Source organism: Saccharothrix sp. NPDC042600, assembly GCF_040647305.1.
Lineage (GTDB): Bacteria > Actinomycetota > Actinomycetes > Mycobacteriales > Pseudonocardiaceae > Actinosynnema > Actinosynnema mutabilis.
The window spans coordinates 98286-110641 of record NZ_JBEZBW010000006.1 but is presented as its reverse complement, the minus strand read 5'-3'; the positions used below and the strand labels follow the sequence as shown (position 1 = coordinate 110641).

Sequence of the window (12356 nt, the reverse complement as noted above, 5' to 3'; positions counted from 1 at the left end):
ACCAGGCCGCCAGCGACGAACGGGACGTGCGCCGCATCCGCGTAGCGCAACAACGCGACCTGGTCCGCCGGGGCTGCCTGTGGCACCACGTGACCGGCGCCGGCGTGGGCCTTCGCCACGCTGTTCGTCGCGGGTTTCACCGGCTTGGTGCGCAAGAACCCCTGAGGTTCATCCACGGCCGATAGAACGTCGGTCATGTCGGTCTCGCGTCGCACCCTGCTCACCGCCGCCGGCCTGGGCGCCGCGGGTTCCCTGTTGCCGCCCTCGGTGCACGAGGCGTTGGCGCGGGAGCCCCGGCGCGGCGGCCTGTCGGCGATCAAGCACGTCGTCCTGCTGATGCAGGAGAACAGGTCCTTCGTCAAGTTCTGACTACCTGACCATAGAAGCAGCGCGCATTTTCGCTGGTCAGCGCGCTGCCTCTCACGGCTGGCCCTACTCGGGTCGGTCGAAGTGCAGCACTTCACGCATGTCGGGCTGCAACTCTGCTGGCCGCTGCAACGACCAGACCGTCACCTCTTGTCGGCGCGGATGGTGTCCGGCCCTGACGACCCGCCAGCCCTGTTGTTGGTAGTAGCGAACAAGCCCGCGGTTGTCGTTGCCGATCGTCAAGACGCCCCGGCGCACCCAATCCTTTCCGACCTGCGCGGCGTAGTCGAGCGCCCAGAAGGCGATCAGCACTCCGAGGTGCCGACGCTCGTGATGCGGGTCGGTCGCGGTGCTCTGGAGGAAGATCGCTGGCTGCCCTTGCTCCTCGTCGCTCCACCCGAGGTGCGGCGTTGTGGGCGACGCAGTCGTGACGCCGACGATGCCGTGTTGGTCGCTGCACAAGACCCAGGTCGGCCACCTCGGGTCACCGACTTGGTTAGCCAGTTCATCGGCATTGCGATCCCAACTCGTCCACCGGCCGTGGTCATGGGCACGCATCCACGCTGCGCGGGCTCGGATCAAAGCCGCGACGTCGGAACGGTCGGCTTCCTGCCCTGGTCGCATCACGTAGGTGGCGGTCGTCAACGTGCTCGTCATCGCAGCAACCCTCGTAGGCACAGCTCCACCCGCAGGAACCCGAACAGTTGAGTGTCGATCATGCCGCTGTTGGTCGCGTCGCGCGACCTGCGGAGTGCGTCGGCGTCCACGTAGCCGGATTCGACCAGCAACGAGTCGTTCAGGTACTTGTCGATCAGAGGCACGCCGTACACCGCCAGGCCGCGCTCCATCACGTGCGTGAAGTTCTCCCGGAGTTGCGGTTGCTGCACGTCCTCGGAGAGGCCGAGGCGTCGCAGGCGTTCCCGTGTGATGCGCTTGCTCAACCGCCACTCCAACGGCAACTGCTCGGCGAATCGGATCAGGCGGGGTGAGCACAGCGGCGAGAGGGGCCAGAGGCCGGCCCTCATGAACTGCGGCGTGCGTGAGGCGAATCCGATGTGGGTAGCCGCGTTGATCACGCCTGGGGGCGGCAAGTCCACCTCGATGTCGGCGAGAAGTTCTTGAGCGCGCGGACCCAACCAGTTCGGCGGCGTTCGGTTGGGGTTGAACCGGCCCGGAACCTTGCCGGTTTCCTCCCACTCCGTTCCGCGCAACGACACCAGTTCGTCGCCACCGTCGCCGGTGAACACGGTCGTGACTCCCTGCTGCGCAGCCATGTCCAGCATCGCAGCGACCGCCTCGTGGTACGGCTCGTCCACCGGGTTGAGGGGGACCCCGTTGACGCGGGCACCATCGGAGTGGAGCGGGGGCCGGTCGAGTGCGGGCATTGAGAAGTCTCGAAACCCTGCGAAGTCGATCATTTCCTGACGACGGCGTGCCTGCTGCGCGCCGATCTCCTCGCCGTAGATCAGGGCATACGACCTGATGTCATTCGGGTGGAGCGCGGCTAGCGTCATGGCGACGTTGGCTGAGTCCATGCCGCCCGACAACTCGACGGCGGTCCGTTCCGGGTCGAAGTCCCAGAGCCGGACAGCTCGCGCCAACTCGTCCTCGTACACGCGGACGATGTCCACACCCTCGCGGACGGGGCGCGGGTGCGCTCGCATTGCCGGTTCGGGATACGTCATGCGGATGCCTTCGGACCCGGAGTACGTGACGCTCATCCTTGCGGTGATCTGTTTGATCGGCTCGAAGATCGTGTGCGCCGCGTGCCGGATTCGCCCGGAGAGGATGCGCGTCAGGGTCAGCTCGTGCAGGCGGTCGACGCCCATGTGTTGCCGTAGGTCGGTGAAGTCCCACGAGCCGTGGAGGCCCTCGCTGCCCTCGGCGATGTAGATCGGGGCGTTGCCCCACTGCCCGGCGAAAAGGTGGTACTCGCCCAACTCGTCACGCTCGACCAGGAAGTGATCAGTTGGCTCGTCCAAGATCCGACACCGGAGATCGACGTAGTTGTCTGGCGACAACGTCGTGAGGTCGCTGGTCGGTTGGACGGTTGCGCCGTCACGTTCTCTCACGGCTATGAAACTTGACGTGCCGTCGGTGGCCGCGACGGTTTCGAGCACAGGATGTTGAAAGGGTTCGATCCAACTGGAGCCGGCGCGCCAACGGCCGCCGAACCAACGCCATGATGGCTGCGACGGCTCCGGGTGGAGCGAGAACTTCAGCATCTTCGGTCCTCCTGGTAAGAGCGTGCTCGGGGCGGACCGGCGCGGGTCCGCCCCGAGCGCCGGTCACCGTCAGATTTCGTCGTACTCGTTGGACGTGTCGCTGCTGCCCGAGACCTTCGTGTAGTCGTTGGTGAGCACCGTCAGTCGCTGCTCGCCTTCGAAGATGAGGTCGAACTCCTCCACCTGCCTTACCTCCTTCCCTGGCTCGTCAAGCGGTCCCCATCACCGGTCGGTGACGGTTGCTCGTTGGTCCGTCAAGGCCGCGAGTCCTTGTTGGATGAGTTGCTTTGCCTCGGCGATCGGGAGCCGGACGACGTCACCAGGACGGCCGTAGGTCTGCGTCGGAACGTCCAGGCACCAGACGGCGTGGAGAACGACGACCAGGTGTTCAGAGTCCATCGCCGACACCTCGTTTCGAACCGGCCTCGGTGCGGCGCAGCAAGGCGACCACCTCGTCTAGTGGTGCTACCAGGCCGCTCTCCGGTTCCGACCGCATCAACGCGGTGTGGAGGTCCAACGCGTTCGGGAGGCGCGCGAGTGCCGCGTGGTTCTGGTGCCACGCCTGCACGACTTCGATCTGTCCGGTCGAGGAGAATCGGTGGAGGTGAAGGCCATTGGCGTAGCCGGTCGAATCGAGCAGTGGGAGCGCGCTGAAGGCAGCCGCTTCCCTCAGCCAAGCGAGCAACGCGCGGGCATCCACTTTGGATCCTCCAGAGTCTTCGGGTCGGGAAGCGGCTGTGACTCGCGCGCTTCCCGACCGCGAACCGGTGCCAGGTCGGGGCTGACACCGGTGATCGGGACGTTCGACTTGTCAGGCTGTCGTCAGGCGGCTGCGGTGGCGGCCGGGGTGTTCGGTGCCAGCCGCTCCGTCGAGCGCCAACCGGGCAGCGACAAGGGCGCGGCAAGGCGACTCCGGGCCACGCCAGTAAGAGGGCAGCCAGAACCGGCGCCCGCGGCAGGTAGCGCATCGGCCGTTTTCGTCCGGCCGGTGTTCGTCCAGGAGCGCTCGAAGCGCGGCAACGAGCGGAAGGCCCTCGGACTGGGCAAGAGCGAGGAGAGCGTCGTTGTCGCCTTGGTGCAGTACCCGTTCGGTTGCGTCGAGCTGGCGGTACAAGTCCTCTGCGAGCGTCGCGTACACCGGATCACCCGCGCTCGCCGTGGTTGGGCAACGTGCCGATCTCCCGCGCCAACCTGATCAGGAAGCCTTGCGCCGATTGGCGATCCAGCGCCAGCGACCCGAACGGGCCGGACAGGATGACGCTCACTCGACTGTTGATCAACGTCAGCTCCACGACGTCGCCAGCGGCGTTGCGGCACGGGAACACCCACCGTTCTGCCGGAACTTGAGTCGACGGCACTGCTGCACCGGACATCTCGTCTCCTCGTTACGCTGCGTCCACTGGTCGCTACGTGCTGCCGGACTAGCGTGGGTCGCAACTTTCTAGTTCCGCAAGTGCAGAACTAGAAAGTTTCGACTTCTTCACTCTGTCGGGCTAGCCTGACGTCCGGTCCGCGCGGCGGCGCGGCCGGCAAGGAGGATCAAGGAGTGCCTGACGAGAACGTTCCGCCCAACGTGCGCAAGCGGTTGGCCGTCGAACTCAAGACGCTCCGTGGGGACCGCAAGCAGGAGGACGTGGTTCGCGCGCTCCTCGCCATCCCTGGCAGCGGTCGCTGGTCTGTGTCGAAGCTGAGCAAGATCGAGAACAACCAGGCGCGCATCCAGCCGGACGAGGTGGAGGACCTGCTGACGGTCCTCGGCGTCGAGGACGGGGAGATGCGGGCGCGGCTCAAGCTGTGGGCGAAGGTGGCGCGACGCAAGGGACGCTGGCACCAACGAGGTCGCCACCTCCCTGACAACGTCCGCGACCTGATGGACTACGAGGACCGCGCAACGGTGCTTCGGATCTGGGAACCGCTGTTGATCCCAGCGGCGTGCCAGCACCCGCGCTGGACCGAGCAGGTGGTTCTGGGTCTTGAGCCGAGCATCACCAATGAGGAGTTGGCGCGTCGCGTCGAAGCCCGCGCCGAACGCGCGATCGTTCCAGGCCGCGAGGAGCCTCAAGAGTGGTGGATTCTGCTGGACGAGCGAGTGCTACGTGGCCGGGTCCGTTCGCTCGACGTCCAGATCGAGCAGCTTCGCTACCTCATCGAGCTGGCCGCGCTGGACAACGTCACGCTCCAGGTCGTGCCTATCGACGTCGGCCCTCACCCGGGCTTGGCCGGGTGGTTCACGCTCCTTGAGTTCGCGGACGACTCGCCGGACATCGCGTACACGGACGGCATCTACGGGAGCCTGTATCTGGAGGACGCCGAGGACGTCCGCCGCTGTACCCTCGTGTTCGGGCACCTGCTCGGGATCGCCCTCAACCCTACGGACTCGATTGCGCTGATCAACCGCGTGATCGAACAGCTCTCCCAGGAGCTCCAGTGATCAAGGACGGAAGGGGGCTTGAAGTGAGCGGCCCTGACTTCTCTGCCGCCGAGTGGCGCAAGAGCAAGCGGAGCGGTGCCAGCAACGGCGGCGGTGGCGAAAACTGCGTCGAGCTTGCCTTCAAGCTCCCCTTCGTCGGCCTGAGGGATTCCAAACGGCCTGCCGTGAGCTTCAATGTGCCCGTGGCAGCCTTCGCCCAGTTCGTTGAGGCTGCGAAGGACGGACAGTTCGACTGACGCTTGTACGCAAGAGCCGGGGGCGGTCCGAAGCGGGCCGCCCCCGCTCTATGTGCGGCTCAGGCGAGCTGCGCGGCTGTGGGCCGGCCCGTCTCCCCACGGGCCGGTTCCCGGACGTCTTTCGCGTCGAGGTCTAGATCAACAAGGCGAACTGGTCGTTGCCTGCGCGGGGATGCAGGCCGCAGAGATGGCGCGCAGCGTGCAGTCCGTGCAGCTTCCGGTTTGGCGCTGGAAGGCCAGTTCGTTGATCAGTTCGGCGAGCGGTTCGCCGAGTACGACCCCTTCGCACAGGTGGACGGTCTGGGTCCCGTCCGGGTTCTTCACCAGCTCGAAAGGTCCCATCAGGTCGCGCCTGACGAGGATGAGCGGGTACCACTCCGGTCTCTCACGTTCGCTGTCCACGGTTCCTCCGCACCCCCTGTTGCTCCGCGCCATGAGCAGCGGTAATGCCTGGTGTGGCCGCTTCTCGATGTCCGTCCCCCAGAGCGGCGAGCGGCGGCGTTGGTTGTTAGGGCTTCAACCACTCAACCCGCAATCGTGCGGTCTCGCCACTGGTTTCGTGCATTTTCACGGCGTGTTCGAGTTACGGGGCGGGGGTATCGAAGGTTGCGTCGGGTTCCCGTCGCGTTGATCACATGGCGTCACTCGGACGGCGGTTGCTTCCGGGGTGTCCGGCAGTGGGCGTAGTCGGCGAGGGCTTGGACGAGTTGGACTGCGGCGCGTTGGCCTTCGGCGTCCAGGCCGTCCATGAGGACGAGCATCTGGCGTTGCTCTGGGGTGTAGGCCCCGGCGACGCCGTCGAGGTCGGTGGCGAAGGCGCGGCTGACCGTCGTCACGTCGAGTTCGAGCGCCTGGGCCCAGGTCGTGAGCGCCGTGGCGCTTGGCCACTTGCCGCGCCGTTCCGGGCGAAGCGGGTAGGCGAGGGTGCCGGGACGTAGGCCGCGTAGTCGTTCCAGGGCGGCGACGCTCATGTTCTCGTGACCGAGTTCGGCGAGGCGGCGTTGGATCAACGTGTCCACGGCTGAGGCGGCTTTGGCGGCCGGTTGTGTGGAGTCCGTGTTGGCTCGGGCCATGATGCTGCCTTCCCGGTCGCCGGGACCGGCGTCCTCGGCGTCCCCCAGTCTCCGGGTTCGTGTCGCCGATGATTTTTCCGGCCGCGCACAGTCGCTACTCACGCGGGTGGCGAAACGGTCGCTGTCGCGCGACGCGGTGGGCATGACCGCCAGGGGTTTCATGTAGTGAAACTGGCACAGACGCGCCGAGTGTGCCAAGTACTTGACATGACCGTGGGTGGCGGTCCACTGTGAAACAACGTTACGTGATCACCCGCTTGGGTGGTTGCGGTCTCTAAGAGCGCATCACTGGGGGGTGACATGCGTCGTGTTTGTGCTGCTCATGGCACGTCTTCGAGGGCTTTAGCCCTTCTCGCCGCCTGGCTGGCCGGGTTATCCACGGCCGGACACCACCTCGTGAGCGGGTGTCCGGCATCGCGTCGCGCCGTTGACCCCGTTCCCGAGCACGCCCAGGCCGTCGAGGAGGCGGCCGTCGTCATGCCCAAGTCACCCACTCCCACCACCCGCTCGACCCCGAACGCGTCGACCCCGCAGACGGGTTCCGAGGCGTCGTTGGACGCGCTGGCCGCCGAGCTGGTGTTGCTGCGCCAGGTCGAAGACCAGCGTTCGAGGTTGAGCGAGCTGCGCACGCGGTTGCAGGACCGCATCAAGGCCGCGATGGGCGCTGCCGAGGTCGGCACGGTCGCCGGTGTCCCGGTGGTGTCGCACCGGTCCGTGCTGTCGATCGTGGTCGACCAGTCCGACCTCAAGGCCCGCTATCCCGAGGTCGCCGAGGACTGCCTGACCATCACCGAGACCCGCCGGTTCAAGCTGCTCAAGGCGGGGTCGTGAGCAGCCGCGCGCGTTTCGCCCGCCGAGCGCGGGTGTGCCGGGTGTGCGGGTACCGGCTCAACGACGTGTCCGGCCGTGGCGTGCACCCGCTGTGCGCCGACGAGTCGGAGTTGTGGTGGTCGGCCGAGGACCTGGCCGAGGCCGGACGGATGATCGCCCGCCGCGCGGGTGCGGCGAGTCCGCCGCCCAACTGGGTGGTCACGGCCGTGTGCGGACTGGTCGACGGGGAGCCGGACAACCGCGACGACGTCGAGGCGGTGGTGTCGGCGATCCTGCGCGACGCCGCCGCCGACCCGTTGTGGCGCACCACCGCGAACGGGTGGCGGCCGAACCTGACCACCAAGAACCCCTCCGTGGTCGGCTCGACCGTGCGCAGCCTGGTGGCGGCCCGATTGCTGCGCCCCACCGGCCGCTACGTCCGGTGCACCGACGTGGCCTCGGGCAACGGCGGCAAGCCCCAGCCCGTGTACGAGGTCGACCTGTCGGTGCTGGAAGCCGCGGTGCCCTCCCAGCGGCCGGCCGCCGAGCAACCCGCGCTCGACCAGGCCCCCGACCAGGACTCCGCCGACGCGGCTGGGCGGGTGGGGTCGTGAACGTCGCCACCCTGCACTCCGACGCGGAGAACGCCCGGCGCTGCGTGCGCGGCGAGCTGCTGGCCGAGGAGCTGACCACGTCAGCCCGCGAGCTGGTCGTGGCTTGGCTGCACCGCCAGCGCCTGACCGATGCCCAGATCGGGCGTCGGGTCGGGCTGTCCACCTACACCGCCGCCCGAATCCGGGCGCGGCTTGCCCTGCCCGCCCACCCGGTACCGGAGGTTGTTCCCCGTGGCGCGTGAGCGTGCCTTCATCGACTGCGCCATCTGGGACGACCCCGACTTCGTGGCCCTGTCCGGCGCGGCGCAGCGGTTGTACTTCTTCCTCCTGTCGCAGCGGGACCTGAACTACGCGGGCCTGCTGCCGCTGCGCCTGCGTCGGTGGGCGTCCCGCCTGCGAGACGAGGTCAAGGCAGTGGAGGCGGCGTTGGCCGAGCTGCACGCCGCGCGGTTCGTCATCTCCGACCAGGACGCGGAGGAAGCGTTGGTGCGGTCGCTCATCCGTCGTGACGGCATCTGGAAGCAACCGCAGATCATGGTCCCCGCGCTGCGCGAGGCGTTCGAGATCACCTCCCCGACGTTGCGGGCGGTTCTCGCGGACGAGCTGCGCCGCCTGCCGGTCGACGTCGTGGGCGAGGCTCCGGGCCTGGCCGTGGTGGCGCTGCTGTCCGGGGCGACCGTCGAGCCTCCGGCGGTCAAGGCCGCTTCGGAGGCGCGGTTGCGTCGCGGCAAGACCAAGCGCCAGGGCAACCACCCGGCACCGGACAACCCCGCGCCCGACCCTGCCGGGAACCCTTCCCCGCACCCATCGCCGAACCCTGCCGGGCACCCTCCGGCGGACCCTTCCGGGGAGCCTTCCGCGCAGGCCCAGGGGGTAGGGGGAGGGGGGAAGGAGGTTGTTGTCCCTGTCCAGATGACTCCTGGGTCACCTGGCGGGAACGCGCCCGCGCCCGCCCGCGTGCCCGCGCATGGGCCTGCGTCCGTGCGGGTGGACGCGCCCACGCGCGAGGCCGCCGAGCGGCTGGTGGCCGAGCACCTTCCCGGACGGCAGCCGGGACGGGTGACCGTGCGCCTGGTCGCCGAGGTCGCCGGGCTGCTGGGCGAAGGCATTGCGCCGGACGACGTCGGCGCGGGCCTGCGGTTGTGGGCCGGGAAGCGCCTCGGCGTCGGGTTGCTGCCCGAGCTGGTGGGCGAGGCGATGCGCGCCCCGACCATCGAGGCCGCCCGGCTCGCCGCGCACCGCTCGCGCGGCGACGACCGGGTCGGCGCGGCGTTCGCGCTGGCCGCCCGCTACGCCGTCGAGGACGGCGACGACACCGGCGTGGGCCGTGCGCTGCGCGCCGCCGCCGAACTCGACCGCCACGGCCACGATGCGGACGGCCCGCCCGGCGCCCTCGGCGTCCTCGTCGCGGCGGGTGCGGCATGACCGCCGCACACCAGCCCGAGCGGATGAGCCGCGCCGAGGTCGCCGGACTCCTCGCCTTGGTGGCGTCCTACGGACCGGCCGAGGTCGGCGAGGCCGCGGTGAGTGCCTGGCGCGAAGCTCTGGCCGGGTACTCGCTGGGCGAGTGCACCGCCGCCGTCATCGCGCACGCCCAGACCAGCCCGCACCGGATCACCCCGGCCGACCTCGTCGGGCGCATCCGCGCCGCCCGGCGCGCGAAGCTCGACCGGGCCGTGGTGCGCGACCTGGCCACCCGGCCGCGCAGCACAGGCACCCAGGACGCTGCCCGCCGGGGCATGGCCGCCGTCTACGCCACGATGCGGTGGCAGCGTGCCGACCGCGACGCCGGGCTGACCGTGCCGTGCCCGGTCGAGAGCTGCCGCGCCCCGGTCGGGGTCCGCTGCCGCCGCACCGGACGCACCGGACGTGACCGCGCCGAGTCCCGCGACCTGCTCACCGGCTCGCACCCCTCGCGCGCCGAGCTGGCCGCCCACGCCACCGACACCACCGCCACCGCAGACACCACCGCCGGGCGGGCGCGCACGGCGGCGAACACCCAGGAGACCCAGGCATGACCAGCACCACCGTTCCGCCGCTGACCGCCGACGCCCGGACCCCGTGCGTGATGGGCTGCCGTGCCCCCGACGGCCGGCCGCACCCGGCCCAGCCCGGCTACCTCACCTGCTACCCGTGCGCCGCCGAGCTGCGCTCCACCCTGTCGGAAATCGTGGAGCTGTACGCGCTGGTGGACGACGCGATGGTGCCCGGCTCGACCGAGGGCGGCGGCAGAGCCGCGCCCGGCTTCGGACCGCGCTCCCCGGCCCGTGACGGTGTGCTCGCGTTGACAGACCCGCGCACCCGGTGGACCGAGGACGGCGACCTCCACTCGGTGCTCGAAGTCCTGTCGAGCTGGGCCGACAACGTCCGCCACGACACCGGCATGGTCCCGGCCGACCTCACCGACGCCGAACGCAACGACGGCCGCTTGCTGACCGGGTGGCTGGACTGGACCGCGCAACAGGCATGGGCGACCGGGGTGCTCGACAAGCTCGCCGAGCTGCGCCAGGCCGTCGCCGTCACCCTCGGCATGGCAGCGCGCACAGTCTCCGGCGAGGCCAACTTCCTGATCCGCTGGCTGGACTGGATCACCCGGCAATACTGGGTCGCCGACCTCGGCGACGAGGTCCGCCAGGTGCGCGACCAGCTCCGCACCGCGCTCGGCGTCCAGGAACGCTCGGTTCCGGTCGGCACCTGCCCCGCCCCCGTGCGGGACGAGGACGGCGAACACCCGTGCGGCGCAGGCTTGCGCGCCAGGTTGGGAGGCGAGCGCATCACCTGCCGCTCGTGCGGCACCAGCTGGCCCCGCGAACGGTGGGACGAGCTGCGCGACGCGCTCGGTACCCCGCTGTCGGACACCGCCTCACTGTCGGTCTGGCTGTCCGTCCCGACCGGAACCCTGCGCCGCTGGCGCAGCGAGGACCAGTGGACCAACCACGGCACCAAGTCCCGGCCGCTCTACGCGCGAACCGAGGTGCTGGCCTCATGGCAGCGAAGGCGGGGACCCGTGCGGGCCGCGTAGCCGAAGGATGCGGGGGCGGCGAACGCCGAAGCGCCTGGAACCGCCGCCACCCGCGTGTGCTCCACCGCAAATCGGACAGGAGCGCCACCAGTCTAGGGCGGGACGTGGGTGGTTGACCACTGCGCAGTGCTCACGATATAGTTCTTCTTGTCGGGAACGGACCTGGAACCCCGGTTCCGACACCACCGCAAACGCACGACGAACAGGAGAAACAGGGTGTTCATCCCTGATACGAGCACGGCTCAGGTCGTGACGGTCAACGCGACCGGAGACGTGAAGTGCCGAATCGGCGTCCTCGACGCCGGAACCCCCGAAGCGACAATCGCACTCAAGACCGGCGACACGGTGATCCACCTCCGTGACATCAACGGAGCGTTGGACACGCTGGAACTGGTGTGGCGGGCCGCCCACGGTTTGGAGCACCGCTTGCCCTGGCGCGACACGTCCCGCCTCCCCGGCGGCGCGCCCGGTCTGTACCGGGTTGCATCGCTGGTCGTAATCCAGGGGCGCACGGCCGCAATGCACACGTTCCTACCGGCGACCCGCCGGACCCCCAAGCACATCCGGGTGCAGTTCGGCCCAGTCGTGTGGCGGGTCACGGACCTACTGGCGATGCGGGCGATCTCCACCGCCGTCGAGCGAGCGCACCAAATCGCCCGACCGCTGCGCGAAATCTGACGCGCCAAGTGTGCCCCGCCACGGCGGGGCACACTCCCACTTAGTCCACATAGGACAGCAGATCGGGCCGCATCCGGCCTATACCGAAAGGGAGTGCAACGTGTCGGATTCCGTCCGTGTCCGTTGGGAAGTCATCGCCTACGACACGACAGTTGGCGAGGGAACAGCCGACTCGATCGCCGCCGGATTCCGCGCCGGGTTCAACGTCCTCACAGACCAGGTGTTGGCCGCCACCCCTGCCGGACCGTTCCACATCTGGGTGGACGACGAGGAAGTGTGCCTCATTCCCGGTGACTCCTTCCCCTACGCGGAAGGGAACATCGCGGAGAGCCGAGCAATGCTCGAAGGCATTCGCGCCGAACTGCTCGCCGCCTACCTGTAGCACCGACCACCGCCGTCACGGGGTCGACCTGGAACCCGACCCCGTGACGCCCGCAAATCCACAAAGGACAGAACACGTGAGCACCAACGAACTTCCGGAATCCCTGGACAGTGAAACCAGGTGCCTCGCCTATGCGATCTGGTACTGGGGGCCAAAGCCGAGTGACGACGACTGCGACTCGGCGATGGCGGCTGACGGCCTCGTGCTCCGCTGGGTCTACTCCGAGGAGCTGTGCGCGCAGGACCGATGCGGTTACTGTGCCGTGTGGAACCCGCAGGCGAAAGTGTGTCCGGGTGTCGCCGTGCACGCGCGCCAATCCTGGCTCCGCGCCGTCCGGCACCCCGAGCGTCGAAGCCGGTACCTCATGAGGTTTGGCGCGTTCTCCGTGCCGTTCGACCTTACGCGCGGTGAACTGGTCACCGAAGTCGAGCGCCAGATCAGAAGCGGTATCCGGTACGCCGTCGCGGAACGGGAGTGACCGACCGAGGGCCGGGCACTCGCCCGGCCCCCGCCCATGTG

General features: G+C 68.9%; 18 protein-coding genes. 12 read left to right on the top strand and 6 right to left on the bottom strand.

Annotated elements, in window-relative coordinates; translation table 11 throughout:
* The first annotated feature begins 195 nt into the window (after positions 1-195).
* Positions 196-369 (top strand): hypothetical protein, encoded by a 174-nt coding sequence (locus tag AB0A74_RS07170; protein WP_358247970.1) that lies wholly within the window; start codon positions 196-198, stop codon positions 367-369.
* Between the two features lie 63 nt (positions 370-432).
* Here AB0A74_RS07170 and AB0A74_RS07165 read toward each other — a convergent pair whose 3' ends face one another.
* The 4 genes from AB0A74_RS07165 to AB0A74_RS07150 all read right to left on the bottom strand — a co-directional run bounded on the left by AB0A74_RS07165 (position 433) and on the right by AB0A74_RS07150 (position 3964).
* Positions 433-1023 (bottom strand): GNAT family N-acetyltransferase, encoded by a 591-nt coding sequence (locus AB0A74_RS07165; RefSeq protein WP_358247969.1) that lies wholly within the window; start codon positions 1021-1023, stop codon positions 433-435.
* Positions 1020-2591, bottom strand: a complete 1572-nt coding sequence (locus AB0A74_RS07160; RefSeq protein WP_358247968.1) for an asparagine synthase C-terminal domain-containing protein — start codon at positions 2589-2591, stop codon at positions 1020-1022. The genes AB0A74_RS07165 and AB0A74_RS07160 overlap by 4 nt, the downstream gene beginning before the upstream one ends.
* 388 nt (positions 2592-2979) lie before the next feature.
* Positions 2980-3291, bottom strand: a complete 312-nt coding sequence (locus AB0A74_RS07155) for a hypothetical protein (protein ID WP_358247967.1) — start codon at positions 3289-3291, stop codon at positions 2980-2982.
* Between the two features lie 442 nt (positions 3292-3733).
* Positions 3734-3964 (bottom strand): hypothetical protein, encoded by a 231-nt coding sequence (locus AB0A74_RS07150; protein ID WP_358247966.1) that lies wholly within the window; start codon positions 3962-3964, stop codon positions 3734-3736.
* 173 nt (positions 3965-4137) lie between these two features.
* Here AB0A74_RS07150 and AB0A74_RS07145 point away from each other — a divergent pair, with 173 nt between their 5' ends.
* Both AB0A74_RS07145 and AB0A74_RS07140 read left to right on the top strand, forming a co-directional pair.
* Positions 4138-5022 carry a DUF5753 domain-containing protein gene (locus AB0A74_RS07145; protein ID WP_358247965.1) on the top strand — a complete coding sequence of 295 codons (885 nt, stop codon included), beginning with the start codon at positions 4138-4140 and terminating at the stop codon, positions 5020-5022.
* Positions 5019-5258, top strand: a complete 240-nt coding sequence (locus tag AB0A74_RS07140; protein WP_358247964.1) for a DUF397 domain-containing protein — start codon at positions 5019-5021, stop codon at positions 5256-5258. The genes AB0A74_RS07145 and AB0A74_RS07140 overlap by 4 nt, the downstream gene beginning before the upstream one ends.
* Positions 5259-5396: 138 nt before the next feature.
* Here the strand turns inward: AB0A74_RS07140 and AB0A74_RS07135 are convergent, their stop codons facing one another.
* Positions 5397-5660, bottom strand: coding sequence for a hypothetical protein (locus AB0A74_RS07135; RefSeq protein WP_358247963.1), 264 nt, complete (start codon positions 5658-5660; stop codon positions 5397-5399).
* A gap of 239 nt (positions 5661-5899) precedes the next feature.
* Positions 5900-6277 carry a hypothetical protein gene (locus AB0A74_RS07130; protein WP_358247962.1) on the bottom strand — a complete coding sequence of 126 codons (378 nt, stop codon included), beginning with the start codon at positions 6275-6277 and terminating at the stop codon, positions 5900-5902.
* Between the two features lie 531 nt (positions 6278-6808).
* On the opposite strand from AB0A74_RS07130, the gene AB0A74_RS07125 reads away from it, so the two are divergent.
* From AB0A74_RS07125 to AB0A74_RS07085, 9 genes are all read left to right on the top strand, one after another.
* Positions 6809-7162: a hypothetical protein gene (locus AB0A74_RS07125; protein WP_358247961.1), complete on the top strand. Its 354-nt coding sequence runs from the start codon at positions 6809-6811 to the stop codon at positions 7160-7162.
* Positions 7159-7755 (top strand): hypothetical protein, encoded by a 597-nt coding sequence (locus AB0A74_RS07120; protein ID WP_358247960.1) that lies wholly within the window; start codon positions 7159-7161, stop codon positions 7753-7755. The genes AB0A74_RS07125 and AB0A74_RS07120 overlap by 4 nt, the downstream gene beginning before the upstream one ends.
* The gene (locus tag AB0A74_RS07115; protein ID WP_358247959.1) at positions 7752-7997 is read left to right on the top strand and encodes a hypothetical protein; all 246 of its coding nucleotides are present in this window, start codon (positions 7752-7754) and stop codon (positions 7995-7997) included. The genes AB0A74_RS07120 and AB0A74_RS07115 overlap by 4 nt, the downstream gene beginning before the upstream one ends.
* Positions 7987-9180, top strand: coding sequence for a hypothetical protein (locus AB0A74_RS07110; protein ID WP_358247958.1), 1194 nt, complete (start codon positions 7987-7989; stop codon positions 9178-9180). The genes AB0A74_RS07115 and AB0A74_RS07110 overlap by 11 nt, the downstream gene beginning before the upstream one ends.
* Positions 9177-9773: a hypothetical protein gene (locus tag AB0A74_RS07105; RefSeq protein ID WP_358247957.1), complete on the top strand. Its 597-nt coding sequence runs from the start codon at positions 9177-9179 to the stop codon at positions 9771-9773. Before AB0A74_RS07110 ends, AB0A74_RS07105 begins: the two co-directional genes overlap by 4 nt.
* A complete protein-coding gene (locus AB0A74_RS07100) occupies positions 9770-10777 on the top strand; it encodes a hypothetical protein (RefSeq protein ID WP_358247956.1) in 1008 nt (335 codons plus the stop codon). Before AB0A74_RS07105 ends, AB0A74_RS07100 begins: the two co-directional genes overlap by 4 nt.
* Positions 10778-11026: 249 nt before the next feature.
* On the top strand, positions 11027-11455 hold the full coding sequence (locus tag AB0A74_RS07095) for a hypothetical protein (protein ID WP_358247955.1): 429 nt from the start codon (positions 11027-11029) through the stop codon (positions 11453-11455).
* 100 nt (positions 11456-11555) lie between these two features.
* Positions 11556-11837 carry a hypothetical protein gene (locus tag AB0A74_RS07090; protein ID WP_358247954.1) on the top strand — a complete coding sequence of 94 codons (282 nt, stop codon included), beginning with the start codon at positions 11556-11558 and terminating at the stop codon, positions 11835-11837.
* Positions 11838-11913: 76 nt separating this feature from the next.
* Complete coding sequence (locus tag AB0A74_RS07085; protein ID WP_358247953.1) at positions 11914-12315, top strand: hypothetical protein; 402 nt, start codon at positions 11914-11916, stop codon at positions 12313-12315.
* Positions 12316-12356 lie beyond the last annotated feature (41 nt).

Excerpts from the sequence above, each read along its gene's own strand:
- AB0A74_RS07170 (WP_358247970.1), top strand. The coding sequence starts at position 196 with ATGTCGGTCTCGCGTCGCACCCTGCTCACCGCCGCCGGCCTGGGCGCC.
- AB0A74_RS07165 (WP_358247969.1), bottom strand. The coding sequence starts at position 1,023 with ATGACGAGCACGTTGACGACCGCCACCTACGTGATGCGACCAGGGCAG.
- AB0A74_RS07160 (WP_358247968.1), bottom strand. The coding sequence starts at position 2,591 with ATGCTGAAGTTCTCGCTCCACCCGGAGCCGTCGCAGCCATCATGGCGT.
- AB0A74_RS07150 (WP_358247966.1), bottom strand. The coding sequence starts at position 3,964 with ATGTCCGGTGCAGCAGTGCCGTCGACTCAAGTTCCGGCAGAACGGTGG.
- AB0A74_RS07125 (WP_358247961.1), top strand. The coding sequence starts at position 6,809 with ATGCCCAAGTCACCCACTCCCACCACCCGCTCGACCCCGAACGCGTCG.
- AB0A74_RS07105 (WP_358247957.1), top strand. The coding sequence starts at position 9,177 with ATGACCGCCGCACACCAGCCCGAGCGGATGAGCCGCGCCGAGGTCGCC.
- AB0A74_RS07100 (WP_358247956.1), top strand. The coding sequence starts at position 9,770 with ATGACCAGCACCACCGTTCCGCCGCTGACCGCCGACGCCCGGACCCCG.